The organism is Candidatus Allofournierella merdipullorum (genome assembly GCF_048426865.1).
Lineage (GTDB): Bacteria > Bacillota > Clostridia > Oscillospirales > Ruminococcaceae > Allofournierella_A > Allofournierella_A merdipullorum.
Map to the genome: position 1 here is coordinate 1 of NZ_DBFNWJ010000002.1, position 12396 is coordinate 12396.

The 12396-nt window shown below is 62.6% G+C and carries 13 protein-coding genes and 1 tRNA gene; 4 read left to right on the forward strand and 10 right to left on the reverse strand.

Annotated elements, in window-relative coordinates; all coding sequences use genetic code 11:
- Positions 1–56 precede the first annotated feature (56 nt).
- Both aguA and ACMNAY_RS00310 read right to left on the reverse strand, forming a co-directional pair.
- On the reverse strand, positions 57–1154 hold the full coding sequence (gene aguA, locus ACMNAY_RS00305) for an agmatine deiminase (RefSeq protein ID WP_418717948.1): 1098 nt from the start codon (positions 1152–1154) through the stop codon (positions 57–59).
- 94 nt (positions 1155–1248) lie between these two features.
- Positions 1249–2361: an ABC transporter ATP-binding protein gene (locus ACMNAY_RS00310; RefSeq protein ID WP_418717949.1), complete on the reverse strand. Its 1113-nt coding sequence runs from the start codon at positions 2359–2361 to the stop codon at positions 1249–1251.
- 130 nt (positions 2362–2491) lie between these two features.
- On the opposite strand from ACMNAY_RS00310, the gene ACMNAY_RS00315 reads away from it, so the two are divergent.
- Together ACMNAY_RS00315 and nagB are read left to right on the forward strand one after the other, a co-directional pair.
- The gene (locus tag ACMNAY_RS00315; RefSeq protein WP_418717950.1) at positions 2492–3277 is read left to right on the forward strand and encodes a helix-turn-helix transcriptional regulator; all 786 of its coding nucleotides are present in this window, start codon (positions 2492–2494) and stop codon (positions 3275–3277) included.
- 130 nt (positions 3278–3407) lie between these two features.
- Complete coding sequence (gene nagB, locus ACMNAY_RS00320; protein ID WP_418717951.1) at positions 3408–4145, forward strand: glucosamine-6-phosphate deaminase; 738 nt, start codon at positions 3408–3410, stop codon at positions 4143–4145.
- Positions 4146–4213: 68 nt separating this feature from the next.
- Here nagB and ACMNAY_RS00325 read toward each other — a convergent pair whose 3' ends face one another.
- Positions 4214–4402, reverse strand: a complete 189-nt coding sequence (locus tag ACMNAY_RS00325) for a hypothetical protein (RefSeq protein ID WP_418717952.1) — start codon at positions 4400–4402, stop codon at positions 4214–4216.
- Positions 4403–4654: 252 nt separating this feature from the next.
- Positions 4655–4740 (reverse strand) — tRNA-Tyr (locus tag ACMNAY_RS00330).
- A 228-nt stretch (positions 4741–4968) separates the two neighbouring features.
- Between ACMNAY_RS00330 and ACMNAY_RS00335 the strand changes: the two genes are divergently transcribed.
- A complete protein-coding gene (locus tag ACMNAY_RS00335; protein WP_418717953.1) occupies positions 4969–6339 on the forward strand; it encodes a citrate/2-methylcitrate synthase in 1371 nt (456 codons plus the stop codon).
- Positions 6340–6424: 85 nt separating this feature from the next.
- On the opposite strand, the gene ACMNAY_RS00340 is transcribed toward ACMNAY_RS00335, so the two are convergent.
- The 6 genes from ACMNAY_RS00340 to rsxC are packed head-to-tail and all read right to left on the reverse strand — an operon-like array spanning position 6425 to position 11981.
- Entirely contained in the window at positions 6425–7213 is a 789-nt protein-coding gene (locus tag ACMNAY_RS00340; RefSeq protein WP_394975138.1) for an RnfABCDGE type electron transport complex subunit B, read from the reverse strand.
- A 15-nt stretch (positions 7214–7228) separates the two neighbouring features.
- Positions 7229–7852: an electron transport complex protein RnfA gene (locus ACMNAY_RS00345; RefSeq protein ID WP_394975139.1), complete on the reverse strand. Its 624-nt coding sequence runs from the start codon at positions 7850–7852 to the stop codon at positions 7229–7231.
- Complete coding sequence (rsxE, locus tag ACMNAY_RS00350) at positions 7852–8520, reverse strand: electron transport complex subunit RsxE (protein WP_394975141.1); 669 nt, start codon at positions 8518–8520, stop codon at positions 7852–7854. The genes ACMNAY_RS00345 and rsxE overlap by 1 nt, the downstream gene beginning before the upstream one ends.
- 20 nt (positions 8521–8540) lie before the next feature.
- Entirely contained in the window at positions 8541–9674 is a 1134-nt protein-coding gene (locus tag ACMNAY_RS00355; protein WP_418717954.1) for an FMN-binding protein, read from the reverse strand.
- Entirely contained in the window at positions 9671–10669 is a 999-nt protein-coding gene (locus tag ACMNAY_RS00360) for an RnfABCDGE type electron transport complex subunit D (RefSeq protein WP_418717955.1), read from the reverse strand. Before ACMNAY_RS00360 ends, ACMNAY_RS00355 begins: the two co-directional genes overlap by 4 nt.
- 1 nt (position 10670) lies before the next feature.
- Positions 10671–11981, reverse strand: coding sequence for an electron transport complex subunit RsxC (gene rsxC / locus ACMNAY_RS00365; RefSeq protein ID WP_418717956.1), 1311 nt, complete (start codon positions 11979–11981; stop codon positions 10671–10673).
- Positions 11982–12260: 279 nt separating this feature from the next.
- Here rsxC and ACMNAY_RS00370 point away from each other — a divergent pair, with 279 nt between their 5' ends.
- Positions 12261–12389 carry a hypothetical protein gene (locus ACMNAY_RS00370; protein WP_394969329.1) on the forward strand — a complete coding sequence of 43 codons (129 nt, stop codon included), beginning with the start codon at positions 12261–12263 and terminating at the stop codon, positions 12387–12389.
- Positions 12390–12396 lie beyond the last annotated feature (7 nt).

Below are 12396 nucleotides of genomic sequence, written 5' to 3' on the forward strand. Positions count from 1 at the left end.
CGCCAAAAAAATACAAAGGCGGCGACCCCACGGGCGCGCCGCTTTTTCTGTTCAGTTCAAAGGCCCTTGGGCTGCTGCTGGGTGATGCAGTGGATGTTGCCGCCGCCCAGAATGATCTCCCGGGCGTAGACGCCCACCACCTCCCGGTCGGGGAAAATTTCCCGCATCTTTGCCAGTGCGGGCTCGTCGCCGGGGTCGCCGAACAGGGGCATCACGATGCCGCCGTTGGCAAAGTAGAAGTTCACGTAGGAGGCTGCCAGCCGCTCCCCCTCCACCCGGGGGATGGAGCCGGCTTTCACGTCCACGCCCGCCTCTTCTTCCCGGGTGATGAGCACCGGACGGGGCACGTGCAGCTTGTGCACCTTGATGGGCCGGCCCTTGGCGTCGGTCTCGCTTTCCAGCAGGGCCAGGCACTCGGCGGAAATCTCGTACTGCGGATCGCTCTCGTCGTCGGTCCAGGCCAGCAGCACCTCGCCCGGGCGGGCAAAGCAGCAGATGTTGTCTACATGGCCGTTGGTCTCGTCCAGGTAGATGCCCCGCTTGAGCCAGATGACCTTTTCCACGTTCAGGTATTCCTTCAGCTTCTCCTCGATCTGGGCCTTGTTCAAATGCGGGTTGCGGCCCGGGTGCAGCAGGCACTCCTCCGTCACCAGCGCGGTGCCCTCGCCGTCGCTGTGGATGGAACCGCCCTCCAGCACGAAATCCGGCAGCTTGTACATGTCCTTGCCGGCAATTTCGCACACCTTGCGGCAGACCTGGGTATCCTTGTCCCAGGGGAAGTAGGCGCCGTGTTCCAGGCCGCCCCAGGCGTTGAAGCGCCAGTCCACGCCCCGCACGTCCCCACGGTCGTTTTTCACAAAGGTGGGCCCGCAGTCCCGCATCCAGGAGTCGTTGTTGGAAATTTCCACCACCCGCACGCAGTCGGGCAGCATGTTGCAGGCGTTCTCGTACTGGTCGCCGTTCACGCCCACGATCACCGGCTCGAACCGGCTGATGGCCTTTGCCACCTCCGCGAACGCGTACTGGGCCGGCTTGCCGCCGAAGCGCCAGACGTCCGGCCGCTGGGGCCACAGCATCCAGCAGGCCTCGTGGGGCTCGTACTCGCCCGGCATGCGGTAGCCGTCTTTTCTGGGGGTGGAGTCGATGAGTTTCATACAGGTTCCGTCCTCTCCCGGCGGTTGCGCGCCGTGTTGAAAAGAGCAGCGGACGGGGATCCCGTCCGCTGCCCGGATGTGTCTTGAAGGTTGCTCAGTTCAGGATGGTGACCTCGGTCTCGGGGTCGAACAGGTGCACCTTGTGGGGATCGAAGGCCACGACAACTTCGCTGCCGTTCTTCGCCTTGGAGGTGGGAGCCACGCGGGCGGTGAGCTTGTTGCCCTTGTAATCCAGGTACAGGTAGATCTCGCTGCCCATCAGCTCGCTGACCTCAACGGTGGCGTTCAGCTTGCAGCCGCTGTGCTTGGCCACGAACTCCTCGTCGTCCTTGATGTCCTCGGGACGGACGCCGGCCTTCACAGCCTTGCCCACGTAAGCGTCCAGCTTGCCGTCGGCGGTCTTCTCGGCGGGCAGAACGATCTTGTCGCCGCTGATGTCCACAAAGTACTCGTTGCCTTCCTTGCCCAGAGTGGCGTCCAGGAAGTTCATCTGGGGGCTGCCGATGAAGCCCGCAACGAACATGTTGCAGGGCAGATCGTACAGGTGCTGCGGGGTGTCGACCTGCTGCACGATGCCGTCCTTCATGACCACGATGCGGTCGCCCATGGTCATAGCCTCGGTCTGGTCATGGGTAACGTAGATGAAGGTGGTGGCCAGCTTCTGATGCAGCTTGATGATCTCGGTACGCATGCTGGTACGGAGCTTGGCGTCCAGGTTGGACAGAGGCTCGTCCAGCAGGAAGACGGCCGGGTTACGGACCATGGCGCGGCCCAGGGCCACGCGCTGACGCTGACCACCGGACAGAGCCTTGGGCTTGCGGTCCAGCAGGTGCTCGATGTCCAGGACCTTGGCGGCCTCACGCACGCGCTTGTCGATCTCGTCCTTCGGGGTCTTGCGCAGCTCCAGACCAAAGGCCATGTTCTTGTACACGGTCATATGGGGATACAGAGCGTAGTTCTGGAACACCATGGCGATGTCGCGGTCCTTCGGGGGAACGTCGTTCACCAGGCGGTCGCCGATGTACAGCTCGCCCTTGCTGATCTCTTCCAGGCCGGCGATCATACGCAGGGTGGTGGACTTGCCGCAGCCGGAGGGGCCGACCAGGATGATGAATTCCTTGTCCGCGATCTCCAGGTTGAAGTCCTTGACGGCGGTCACGTCGCCGGGGTAGATCTTGTAGATGTGCTGTAAGCTGATGCTTGCCATTGCCGGTATCTTCCTTTCCGTGATTTATTCATTTGTTGATGTGAGTTGACCTCACATTTACCATCTATTATAATAATAACAGACTTTTTTCCAATTAAAATAGCATTTTATTGATGTGTGGTGTTGAAAATTGATTTTCGACTGTGAGCGTGTGGCACGGCTGGAAGAAGTGGCGGACAGGCAGTTCCGCCTGCCCCTGACGCTGGAAGGCAGCGGGCTGTGGGCCGGGGTGCTCTCCAGCGGCCGGTGCGCGCTGGAGACAGACGAGACGCGGCTGGCGGGGGCAGGCAGCCTTCTGGTGGCAGCGGGGCCGGTGCGTCTTTTGCCCGCCGAAAACTGCCACCTGCTGGCGGTGCGTATTGGCGGGCTGGCCGCCGGGCTGTTCCTGGAAGGGCTGGAAAAACCCATGTTCGCCGACGGCGGCGGCTGCCCCGGCGCGGCGGGCCTTATCGCGGCGCTGGCCGAAGCGGCCCACGGGCTGCAGGGGGAACTGTGCTACCGGCTGTTGTGCGAGCTGGCCCCGGCGGACGCGGCGGGGGCGGCGCTGCCGCCCCTGGTGGCCGAGGCGGTGGCCCAGATCCGGGAACACTACGCCGGCCTCTACGGCGTGGAGGAGCTGAGCGAATCCCTGGGGGTGAGCAAAAGCCATCTGGTGCGGGCGTTCAAATCGGCCATGGGCATCACTCCGGGGCAGTATCTCACCGGGGTGCGGCTGGAGGCGGCAAAGCTGCTGCTTGCCCGGCGGGAGTACCCGCTGGAGGTGGTGGCCAGTCTGTGCGGCTTTTCCGGCGCGAACTATCTGTGCCGCGTGTTCAAAAAAGCCACCGGCCAGACCCCCGCGGCGTTCCGGGCGGCGGCGGTGGCCGACGAGGCCATCGGTCAGCCGCTTCCGCTGGAGCAGGAGCTGTATGTCTGACCGGGCGATACAGTGCAAAAAATAAAGCTTTTCGGGGCTTTCCTTTTGTGGTGTGCCCGGGTATGATTAGAGTAGATATACAGCCCGGCTGCAGGCCGGCAAATAATTTTTTAAGATCGGAGTGCTTACCATGAACGTCGTTGTGACCAATAGCTATGATGAGAGCTGCGCCTATGTGGCCGACATGATCTGCCGGCTGGTCAACGAGAAGCCCGATTGCAAACTGGGCCTCGCCACCGGCGGCACCCCTGTGCCCATGTACAAAAAGCTCATTGAGGCCAACAAGGCCGGCAAAGTGGACTTCTCCAAGGTGCACACGGTGAACCTGGACGAATACTGCGGCATCCCCGAGACCCACGACCAGAGCTACCGCTACTTCATGAACACCAACCTGTTCGACCACATCAACATCGACAAGGCCAACACCTACGTTGCCCAGGGCATGGGCGACCCCGAGGCCAACGCCGCCGCGCTGGAGGCCAAGGTGCGGGAGGGCGGCGTTGCCGACCTGCAGCTGCTGGGCATCGGCAACAACGGCCACATCGCCTTCAACGAGGCGGCGGACGTGCTGCACGCCACCGCCCACATCGAGAAGCTCACCGAGAGCACCATCCAGGCCAACTCCCGCTTCTTTGAGAAGAAGGAGGACGTGCCCACCACCGCCATTACCATGGGCATGGGCGACATCCTGGCCGCCAAGTGCGTGGTGCTCATCGCCACCGGCCTGGCCAAGACCGACGCCATCCGCGGCCTGGTGATGGACGACACCATCACCACCCACAATCCCAGCACCATGCTGAAGATGCACGAGAACGTGTATGTGGTGATCGACAAGGAGCTGGCCGACGCCGTGGGCTACAAGGGCTGAGCCATTTTTCTTCAAACGAACAAAAGCGCCTGCATCCCGGCACAAACCGGGGCGCAGGCGCTTTTCTGTTATTCATTCGAGTCGTTTCTCTTTACGGCATCCGCAGCGCTCCGGATCCCTTCCCATTGCTTCATATCTTCCTCGCCTGCCAAGGGCATCTTTCCCTTTGCCGCTGCCGCCAGAGGCCCGCTGATGAGATTCTCCAGCGGAAAGCCCTCAAACTGTTTTACGGGCTGATTTTTATCCGTATCCGCCATATCGTCGTCCTCCTTTTTGAGTGGGTGCGGGTGATTTTGTGTGTCTTTGGGTCCGTTCAGATCATAAAACAAAAGACCTGCCGTTTTCGGCAGGTCTTTTGTTTGGTGGGAGCGGGTGGATTCGCAAGCCGCGCCCTGAAAAACAGTCCGCCGGACTGTTTTTCCCCGCCAGAGGGCGGGACGGGCTGTTCTCATCGCACCCTCTCAAACCACAAAACAAAAACCCGCCGTTCTTCGGCGGGTTTTCCGTTTTGGTGGGAGCGGGTGGATTCGAACCACCGAAGCAATTATGCAACAGATTTACAGTCTGCCCCCATTGGCCGCTCGGGAACACTCCCACATGTTCCGCGCTCAATCGAGTGCTTGTCTATTATAGCAAGCCACAGAAAAAAATGCAAGTGTTTTTTTGATTTTTGCCGCACTTTTTTCTTGCAGAACAAGATGTGCACGGCGCGTTCAAAAATTCGTCATACCTGGGAAGGGATTCTGTGGTATAATTACAAAATAGAGAAATTTTTGCTTAAGCAAACGCGGCGGACGCCGCGGGGAAAAAGGAGGCGTTTATCATGGCGGAATTTTCGGATTACTCCCGCATCACCCCCGAGCTGGAAGCGCTGGCGGCGGTGTGTCTTTCCAACAACCAGATCAACAAAGAGGACTATGTGCGCTACAACGTCAAGCGCGGCCTGCGCGATCTGGACGGCACCGGCGTGCTGGCGGGTCTGACGGAGATCAGCGAGATCATCAGCAGCAAGGTTGTGGACGGCAAAAAGGTGCCCTGCGAGGGCGAGCTGTACTATCGCGGCTATCCGGTGGAAAAGCTCACCGGCGGCTTCATCCATGACAAGCGCTTCGGCTTTGAGGAGACGGCCTATCTTCTGATGTTCGGCCAGCTGCCCACCGCAGAGCAGCTGAAGGCCTTCAACGAACAGCTGGCCTTCTACCGCAGCCTGCCCACCAACTTCGTGCGGGACGTCATCCTCAAGGCTCCCAGCAGCGACATGATGAACACCCTGGCCCGCTGCGTGCTGACCATGGCCAGCTACGACGACAAGCCGGACGACATCTCCCTACCCAACGTGGTGCGTCAGTGCATCGACCTCATTGCCATCTTCCCGCTCATCTCGGTGTACGCCTACCAGGCCTACAACCACTACAAGAACGGCAACAGCCTTTACATCCACACCCCGCGGCCGGACCTGTCCACCGCTGAGAACATCCTCACCCTGCTGCGGCCGGACGGCCAGTACACCCCGCTGGAGGCCCACATTCTGGACCTGTGCCTGGTGCTGCACGCGGAGCACGGCGGCGGCAACAACTCCACCTTTACCACCCATGTGGTCACCAGCTCCGGCACCGACACCTACAGCTGCATGGCGGCCGCGCTGGCCAGCCTGAAGGGCCCCCGCCACGGCGGCGCCAACATCAAGGTGGTACAGATGTTTGAGGACCTGAAGGCCAGCGTGAAGGACTGGACCGACGAGGACGAGATCCGCGCCTATCTGACCGGCTGCCTGGAGGGCCAGCGGTTCGACAAGAGCGGCCTCATCTACGGCATGGGCCACGCGGTGTATTCCATCAGCGACCCTCGCGCCAACCTGCTGCGGGGCTTTGTGGAGCAGCTCTCCGAGGAAAAGCACATGCACGAGGAATACGCCCTCTACTCTGCCGTGGAGCGTCTTGCGCCCCAGATCATCAGCGAGAAGCGCAAGATCTACAAGGGCGTTTCCGCCAACGTGGACTTCTACAGCGGCTTTGTGTATCGCATGCTGGGCCTGCCCACCGAGCTGTTCACTCCCATCTTCGCCATCGCCCGTGTGGCGGGCTGGAGCGCCCACCGCATGGAGGAGCTCATCAACATGGGCAAGATCATCCGCCCGGCCTACATGGCGGTGCAGCCCCATCGGGAGTATGTGCCCATGGCCCAGCGCGGCTGAGCCCTCTCCCCTGGTTTCATCCGAATGGAAAAGACCCGCCCCGGAAATTCCGGGACGGGTCTTTTATTCAGCTTTCAGTCTGTGCTCAGGCGCGCACGATGACGTGCTTGGGGCAGACTTCCACGCACTGGCCGCAGCCGGTGCACTTGGAGTAGTCGATGCTGGCCAGGAAGTTCTCCACCTTGATGGCTTCGCTGGGGCAGGTCTTCTGGCACTTCATGCAGCCGATGCAGCCGGTCTGGCACTCCTTCATGACCACAGGGCCCTTCTCGGTGTTGTGGCACAGCACCAGGGGCTTGCTGTCCATGTCAGAGGCCATCTCGATGACGCTCTTGGGGCAGGCGGCAGCGCAGGCGCCGCAGCCGGTGCACTTTTCGGGGTCCACATGAGCGATGCCGTCCACCACATGGATGGCGTCGAACTTGCAGGCCTTGACGCAGTCGCCCAGGCCCAGGCAGCCGTAGGCACAGGCCTTGGAGCCGCCGTGCAGGGCAGCAGCCGCAGCGCAGCTGGCAACGCCCTGGTAGTCGAACAGCTGGGTGCACACGCCGGGCTTGCCCTGGCAGCGCACGGTGGCCTTGACGGAGGCGGTAGCACCGGCCTCCACGCCCATCACGGCGGCCACAGCCGCAGCGCAGTTCGCGCCGCCGGGCACGCACTTGTTCACAGGCGCGCCCTCTTCCACGATGGCCTTGGCGTAGTCGGCACAGCCGGCGTAGCCGCAGGCGCCGCAGTTGGCGCCGGGCAGGCAGCCCGCGACCTCACCGATGCGGGGGTCTTCCTCCACCGCCATGAACTTGGCGGCCAGCACCAGGATCACCGCGCCCAGGAGGCCGAGAACGCTGACGATCGCAACAGCGATAGCAATACTCATCTTTTCCGTCCTCCCTTACACAGATCCGAAGATGCTTTCCACAATGCCGCCGAAGCCGCCGAAGCTCAGGGCGGTCACGGAAGCGGCCACCAGGGTGATGGGCAGGCCTTCGAAGCACTTGGGGGGCTGGGCGTCTTCCAGACGCTTGCGCACACCGCTGAACAGCACCATGGCCAGCATGAAGCCGAAGCCGGCGCCCAGGGCGCAGACGATGCTCTCGGCGAAGTTGTAGCCGTTGTCGATGTTCAGAACGGTAACGCCCAGCACGGCGCAGTTGGTGGTGATGAGGGGCAGATACACGCCCAGCGCCTTGTGGAGCGGGGGCATATACTTCTTCATGATGATCTCAACCAGCTGCACCAGCACGGCGATGACCAGGATGAAGACGATGGTCTGCAGGTAGCCCAGGTCCCACTTCAGGTTGCCCTCCGCGTCCACGGGGGTGAGCAGGAAGTTCTGAATGGGCCAGGTCACGGCGGTCGCCAGGGTCATGACGAAGATGACCGCGCAGCTCATGCCGAAGGCCGAGTTCAGCTTTTTGGACACGCCCAGGAAGGGGCAGATGCCCAGGAACTTCACCAGAACGTAGTTGTCCACCAGGATCATGGTGAAGAAAATAGCCGCAAATTTCGCTGCCATTATTCACAGCCTCCTTTCGCGCCGCAGGCGCCCTTGGAGGGGCAGCCCTCGCAGCCGATGCTGCGCTTTTTGCTCTCGCCCAGCTTGTTCTCCACGAAGACCACCAGAGCCATCAGCAGGCCGAAGGTGAAGAAGCCGCCGGCGGGGGTGGTCATGAAGGTGAAGCGGTCGATGCTCTCGGGGATGACCTTGAAGCCGTACCAGGTGCCGCTGCCCAGCAGCTCGCGGATGGTGCTCATCACCGTGAGGGTCAGGGTGAAGCCGAGGCCCATGCCCAGACCGTCGAAGGCGGAGTCCACCACGCCGTGCTTGGAGGCGAACATCTCGGCGCGGCCGAGGATGATGCAGTTCACCACGATCAGGGGCAGGAACACGCCCAGAGACTCGTCCAGGGCGGGCACAAAGGCCTTGACCAGCATCTGAACGATGGTCACGAAGGTGGCGATGACGGTGATATACGCCGGCAGGCGGACCTTATCGGGGATCACCTTGCGCAGCGCGGAGATGGCGATGTTGGAGCAGAACAGCACGAAGGTAGCCGCAATGCCCATGCCGATGCCGTTGGACACGGCGGTGGTGACGGCCAGGGTGGGGCAGGTGCCCAGCACAAGGCGCAGCACCGGGTTCTCCTTCACGAGGCCGTTGGTAAAGATCTGGATCTTTTTCATTGGTCAAACAGCCTCCTTTCTCAAGACGCAGACGAGGCGCTGGCGGCCTCGCTGGTGGAGGTGGCCTCGCTGGCGGAGGTAGCCTCGCTGGCGGAAGCGGCGGCGCTGGTAGCGGCCTCGCTGGTGGCAGCAGAGCTGTCGGCGGGCACGCTGGTGGCGGCGCCGGCGCCGGCGTTCGGGTTCAGCGCGGCGATGGCCTGCACGCACTTGCGCACAGCCTTCTTCACGCCCACGGTGGACTGGGTGGAACCGGCCACGGTATCCACGCCATCCAGGCCGGCCTCGTCAGCGATGCCGGTGTACTGGCCCAGGTAGTCCTCGCCGGCGGCCACGTCGCCGATGCCGGCGGTCTGGGTGGAAGCGTCCACCCACACACCGGTGATGACGCCGTTGGCGTCAAAGCCCACAGCGATGGTCATCGGGCTGGTGGCGTACTCCCAGCCCTTGTCCTCAGCGTACAGCACGTAGCTGCCGTCGTCGCCCTGCCAAGCCTCGGTCAGGCCTTCGGGAGCGTCGATCTGGGTCAGGGTGGCGTTCGGCGCCAGCATGGCGCGCACTTCCTCAGGGCTCAGGGTAACGGGGCCCTCGTCGATGACGGCCTCCTGGCCCAGAGCCACTTCGTTGAAGCAGTTGATGGCGGTGGTCACCGCGGAAGCGGCAGCCTTGGAAGAAACGGTGGCGCCGGAGATGGCGTCGATGTTGGTGCCCACCACGGGCGCCTCGGTCATGCCGATGAACTGCTGGGTGAAGGCGATGCCGTCCTCACTGCCGTCCACCAGCTTCTGGCCGTAACCGGCGGTCTCGGAGTTCTCCATGAACTGGATGCCCACGATGGCGCCTCCCGCGTCAAAGCCCACGACCACGGGCACGTCGCCGCCGAAGCCCTTGGCGCTGGCCTTGATGACCCAGCCGGCGTCGTTGGTGGCCTTCAGCACGCTCTGCACGTTGGTGGTGGCGAAGTCGGTCACTTCTTCAAATCCGTCGGCCTCGGGCAGAACTGCCAGATAGGCCGCGTTGGCGGCAGCTTCCTGCTGCTCGGCGATGATGGGGGCGGTCACTTGGTTCACGCCCGCCAGGGCGGCGCTGGCCACCAGACAGATGACCACCAGCACCACGATGGGTTTCACGATATCGTTCCAGGTCTTGCCTTTCATGCCGCTTTCGCCCCTTTCTTGTGTTTTTTGTAGCCCAGGGGCACCTGATGGGCCAGATCATTGATGTAGGGCACCAGCAGGTTCATGAACAGGATGGCGTAGGAAACGCCCTCGGGCATGCTGCCGAAGGCCCGGATGCCGAAGGTGACAAGGCCCAGGCCGATGCCGAAGACGATCTTGCCCACAAAGGTGAAGGGGCTGGTGACGTAGTCGGTGGCCATGAAGACCGCGCCGAACAGCAGGCCGCCGGCCAGCACTTCGTGCAGCACCAGCATGCCGGCGTCGGCAGCGCCCAGCTCGCCCACATTCAGCAGGAAGCTGAACAGAGCGTAGCTGCCCACATAGGCAACGGGGATGGTGGCGGTGATGGTGCGGGTGATGAGCAGCCAGGCCAGGCCGATGAGGATGGCCAGGGCGCAGGTCTCGCCCATAACGCCGCCGTGCACGCCCATGAACAGGTCCATCAGCGGGTACTTGCCCACGCCGCCTTCCACCTGCAGGGGGGTGGCGCCGGTGGCGGCGTCAACGCCCATCATGGTGAGGGTGCGGGTGGCCTTGGCGGGGTAGACCCAAGCGGTCATGCGGCTGGCAAAACCGGTGAACAGAACGATGCGGGCCACCAGAGCGGGGTTGGCAAAGTTCATGCCCAGGCCGCCGAACAGCTGCTTGGTGATGACGATGGCGATGAAGGCGCCCACGATGGCGATCCACAGGGGCATGGACACAGGCATGTTCAGCGCCAGGATCAGGCCGGTGACCACGGCGGACAGGTCTCCCACCGGGTTGGGCTTCTTCATCAGATGGCAATACAGATACTCGAACAGCACGCTGGCCGCCACAGTCACGCCGCACACCAGCAGGGTGCGGGCGCCGAAGATGATGGTGCTGGCCACCACGCAGGGCAGCAGCGCGATGATCACGTTCAGCATCAGCTTGCGGGTGCTGGAGTTATCCTGAATGTGAGGAGAGGCGGTAACTTTCAGACGGTTTTCCATATTACTTGTTCGCCTCCTTCTTGGCAAAATCCTTGGCCAGGCTCATGGTCTGGGTGACAGGCCGCTTGGCCGGGCAGACATAGCTGCAGCTGCCGCACAGCATGCACAGGTCGATGCACAGCTTGTCCAGCGCGGCGGCGTCCTTCTTGGTGAAGGCGCCGGCGATGCGCACCGGCTCCAGGCCCATGGGGCAGGCGTCGATGCAGCGGCCGCAGCGGATGCAGGGCTGAGGCGCGGGCAGGGTGGCCTTCGCCTCGCTGAACACCAGCAGGCCGTTGTTCTGCTTCAGCACAGGGGTGGCGGGGTCGGCAACGGCAACGCCCATCATGGGGCCGCCCATGATCATCTTGCCAACGGTCACGCCCTCTTTCACGCCGCAGAAATCCAGCACCTCCTGGAGGGGGGTGCCCACGATGACTTCCACGTTCTTGGGCTCCTTGACAGCGTCGCCGTCCACGGTCATGCGGCGGGTGACCAGCGGCATGCCGGTGGCCAGGTACTTGCCGATGGTGGACACAGTGGTGACGTTCAGCACGATCACGCCCGCGTCGGCAGGCAGACCGCCCCGAGGCACCTCGCGGCCGGTGGCGGACTCGATGAGCACCTTCTCAGCGCCCTGGGGATAGCGGCTGGGCAGAGGCTTGACCTCCACGCCGGCCACGCCCTTGGCCAGGCTGCACATCAGGTCGATGCACTCGGGCTTGTTGCGCTCGATGCCGATGATGCACTTTTTGATGTCCAGGTACTTCATCACGGCCTCGATACCGCTCATCACGGTCTCGCTGTCCTCCAGGAACTCCCGGGCGTCGGCGGTCAGGTACGGCTCGCACTCGGCGCCGTTGATGACCAGGGTGTCCACCGGAGTCTTGGGGCTCAGCTTCACCGCGGTGGGGAAGCCGGCGCCGCCCAGACCCACAAGGCCGCAGGCCTGCACCGCAGCGATCAGGCTTTCCTTGTCGGTCACGACGGGCGGTTTCACCGCCGGGTCAACGGTCTGCAGCCCATCGGGCTGGATGGTCACGGCCTGGCAGAAGCTGCCGTTGGACAGACGCACGCTGTCCACACCGGTGACCGTGCCGGACACACCGGAGTAGATGTTGGCGCTGACGAAACCGCCGGCCTGGCCCACAAGGGTGCCCACCTGCACGGTGTCGCCCTTCTTCACCACCGGCGTGCAGGGCGCGCCGATGTGCTGCTGCATGGGAAGAACGACCTTGGTGGGAACGGGCATCTTGACCGTTTCCATCCCGGCAGTTCCTTTCTCATGCGGGACGCGGGCGCCCAGCGCCGCGCGCTTTAGCTTTTTCAACATAAGTTGAACGATCCCCCATTTCTGTTGGTCTCGGACACCGCGCCGCCCGGCTGGCGGCCACAAAATGCCCATTATTTTTATTTTAGCATCTTTCTTTCCCAAGTCAACCGTTCCCGGCGGGTTTTCACGCCCGGTTTTACGCCATTTTTTCCCTTTTTGACGGCGCAAAAACTGTTTGCACAAACGGACGGGAATGTGGTATACTATTTAAAAGAAGGACAACGCTGAAACAGCGGGCGGCACACCGTCCGCTTTCGATACAAAAGGAGGTCGCGTTTCATGAAACTGCTTGGCAAACTGGTGATGCTTTTGCTGGCCGCCGGGGCCGTGATCTTCGGCCTGGCCCTGCTGCGGGAGACCCGGCCCGATTATATCCCGGTGTACGACACCGAGGACGATCCGTTCTGAGCCTGTC

Coding starts and splice junctions, on each gene's coding strand:
- ACMNAY_RS00310 (WP_418717949.1), bottom strand. CDS start 2,361: ATGGCAAGCATCAGCTTACAGCACATCTACAAGATCTACCCCGGCGAC.
- ACMNAY_RS00345 (WP_394975139.1), bottom strand. CDS start 7,852: ATGGCAGCGAAATTTGCGGCTATTTTCTTCACCATGATCCTGGTGGAC.
- ACMNAY_RS00340 (WP_394975138.1), bottom strand. CDS start 7,213: ATGAGTATTGCTATCGCTGTTGCGATCGTCAGCGTTCTCGGCCTCCTG.
- ACMNAY_RS00325 (WP_418717952.1), bottom strand. CDS start 4,402: ATGGCGGATACGGATAAAAATCAGCCCGTAAAACAGTTTGAGGGCTTT.
- rsxE (WP_394975141.1), bottom strand. CDS start 8,520: ATGAAAAAGATCCAGATCTTTACCAACGGCCTCGTGAAGGAGAACCCG.
- ACMNAY_RS00335 (WP_418717953.1), top strand. CDS start 4,969: ATGGCGGAATTTTCGGATTACTCCCGCATCACCCCCGAGCTGGAAGCG.
- aguA (WP_418717948.1), bottom strand. CDS start 1,154: ATGAAACTCATCGACTCCACCCCCAGAAAAGACGGCTACCGCATGCCG.
- rsxC (WP_418717956.1), bottom strand. CDS start 11,981: ATGTTGAAAAAGCTAAAGCGCGCGGCGCTGGGCGCCCGCGTCCCGCAT.
- nagB (WP_418717951.1), top strand. CDS start 3,408: ATGAACGTCGTTGTGACCAATAGCTATGATGAGAGCTGCGCCTATGTG.
- ACMNAY_RS00360 (WP_418717955.1), bottom strand. CDS start 10,669: ATGGAAAACCGTCTGAAAGTTACCGCCTCTCCTCACATTCAGGATAAC.
- ACMNAY_RS00370 (WP_394969329.1), top strand. CDS start 12,261: ATGAAACTGCTTGGCAAACTGGTGATGCTTTTGCTGGCCGCCGGGGCC.
- ACMNAY_RS00355 (WP_418717954.1), bottom strand. CDS start 9,674: ATGAAAGGCAAGACCTGGAACGATATCGTGAAACCCATCGTGGTGCTG.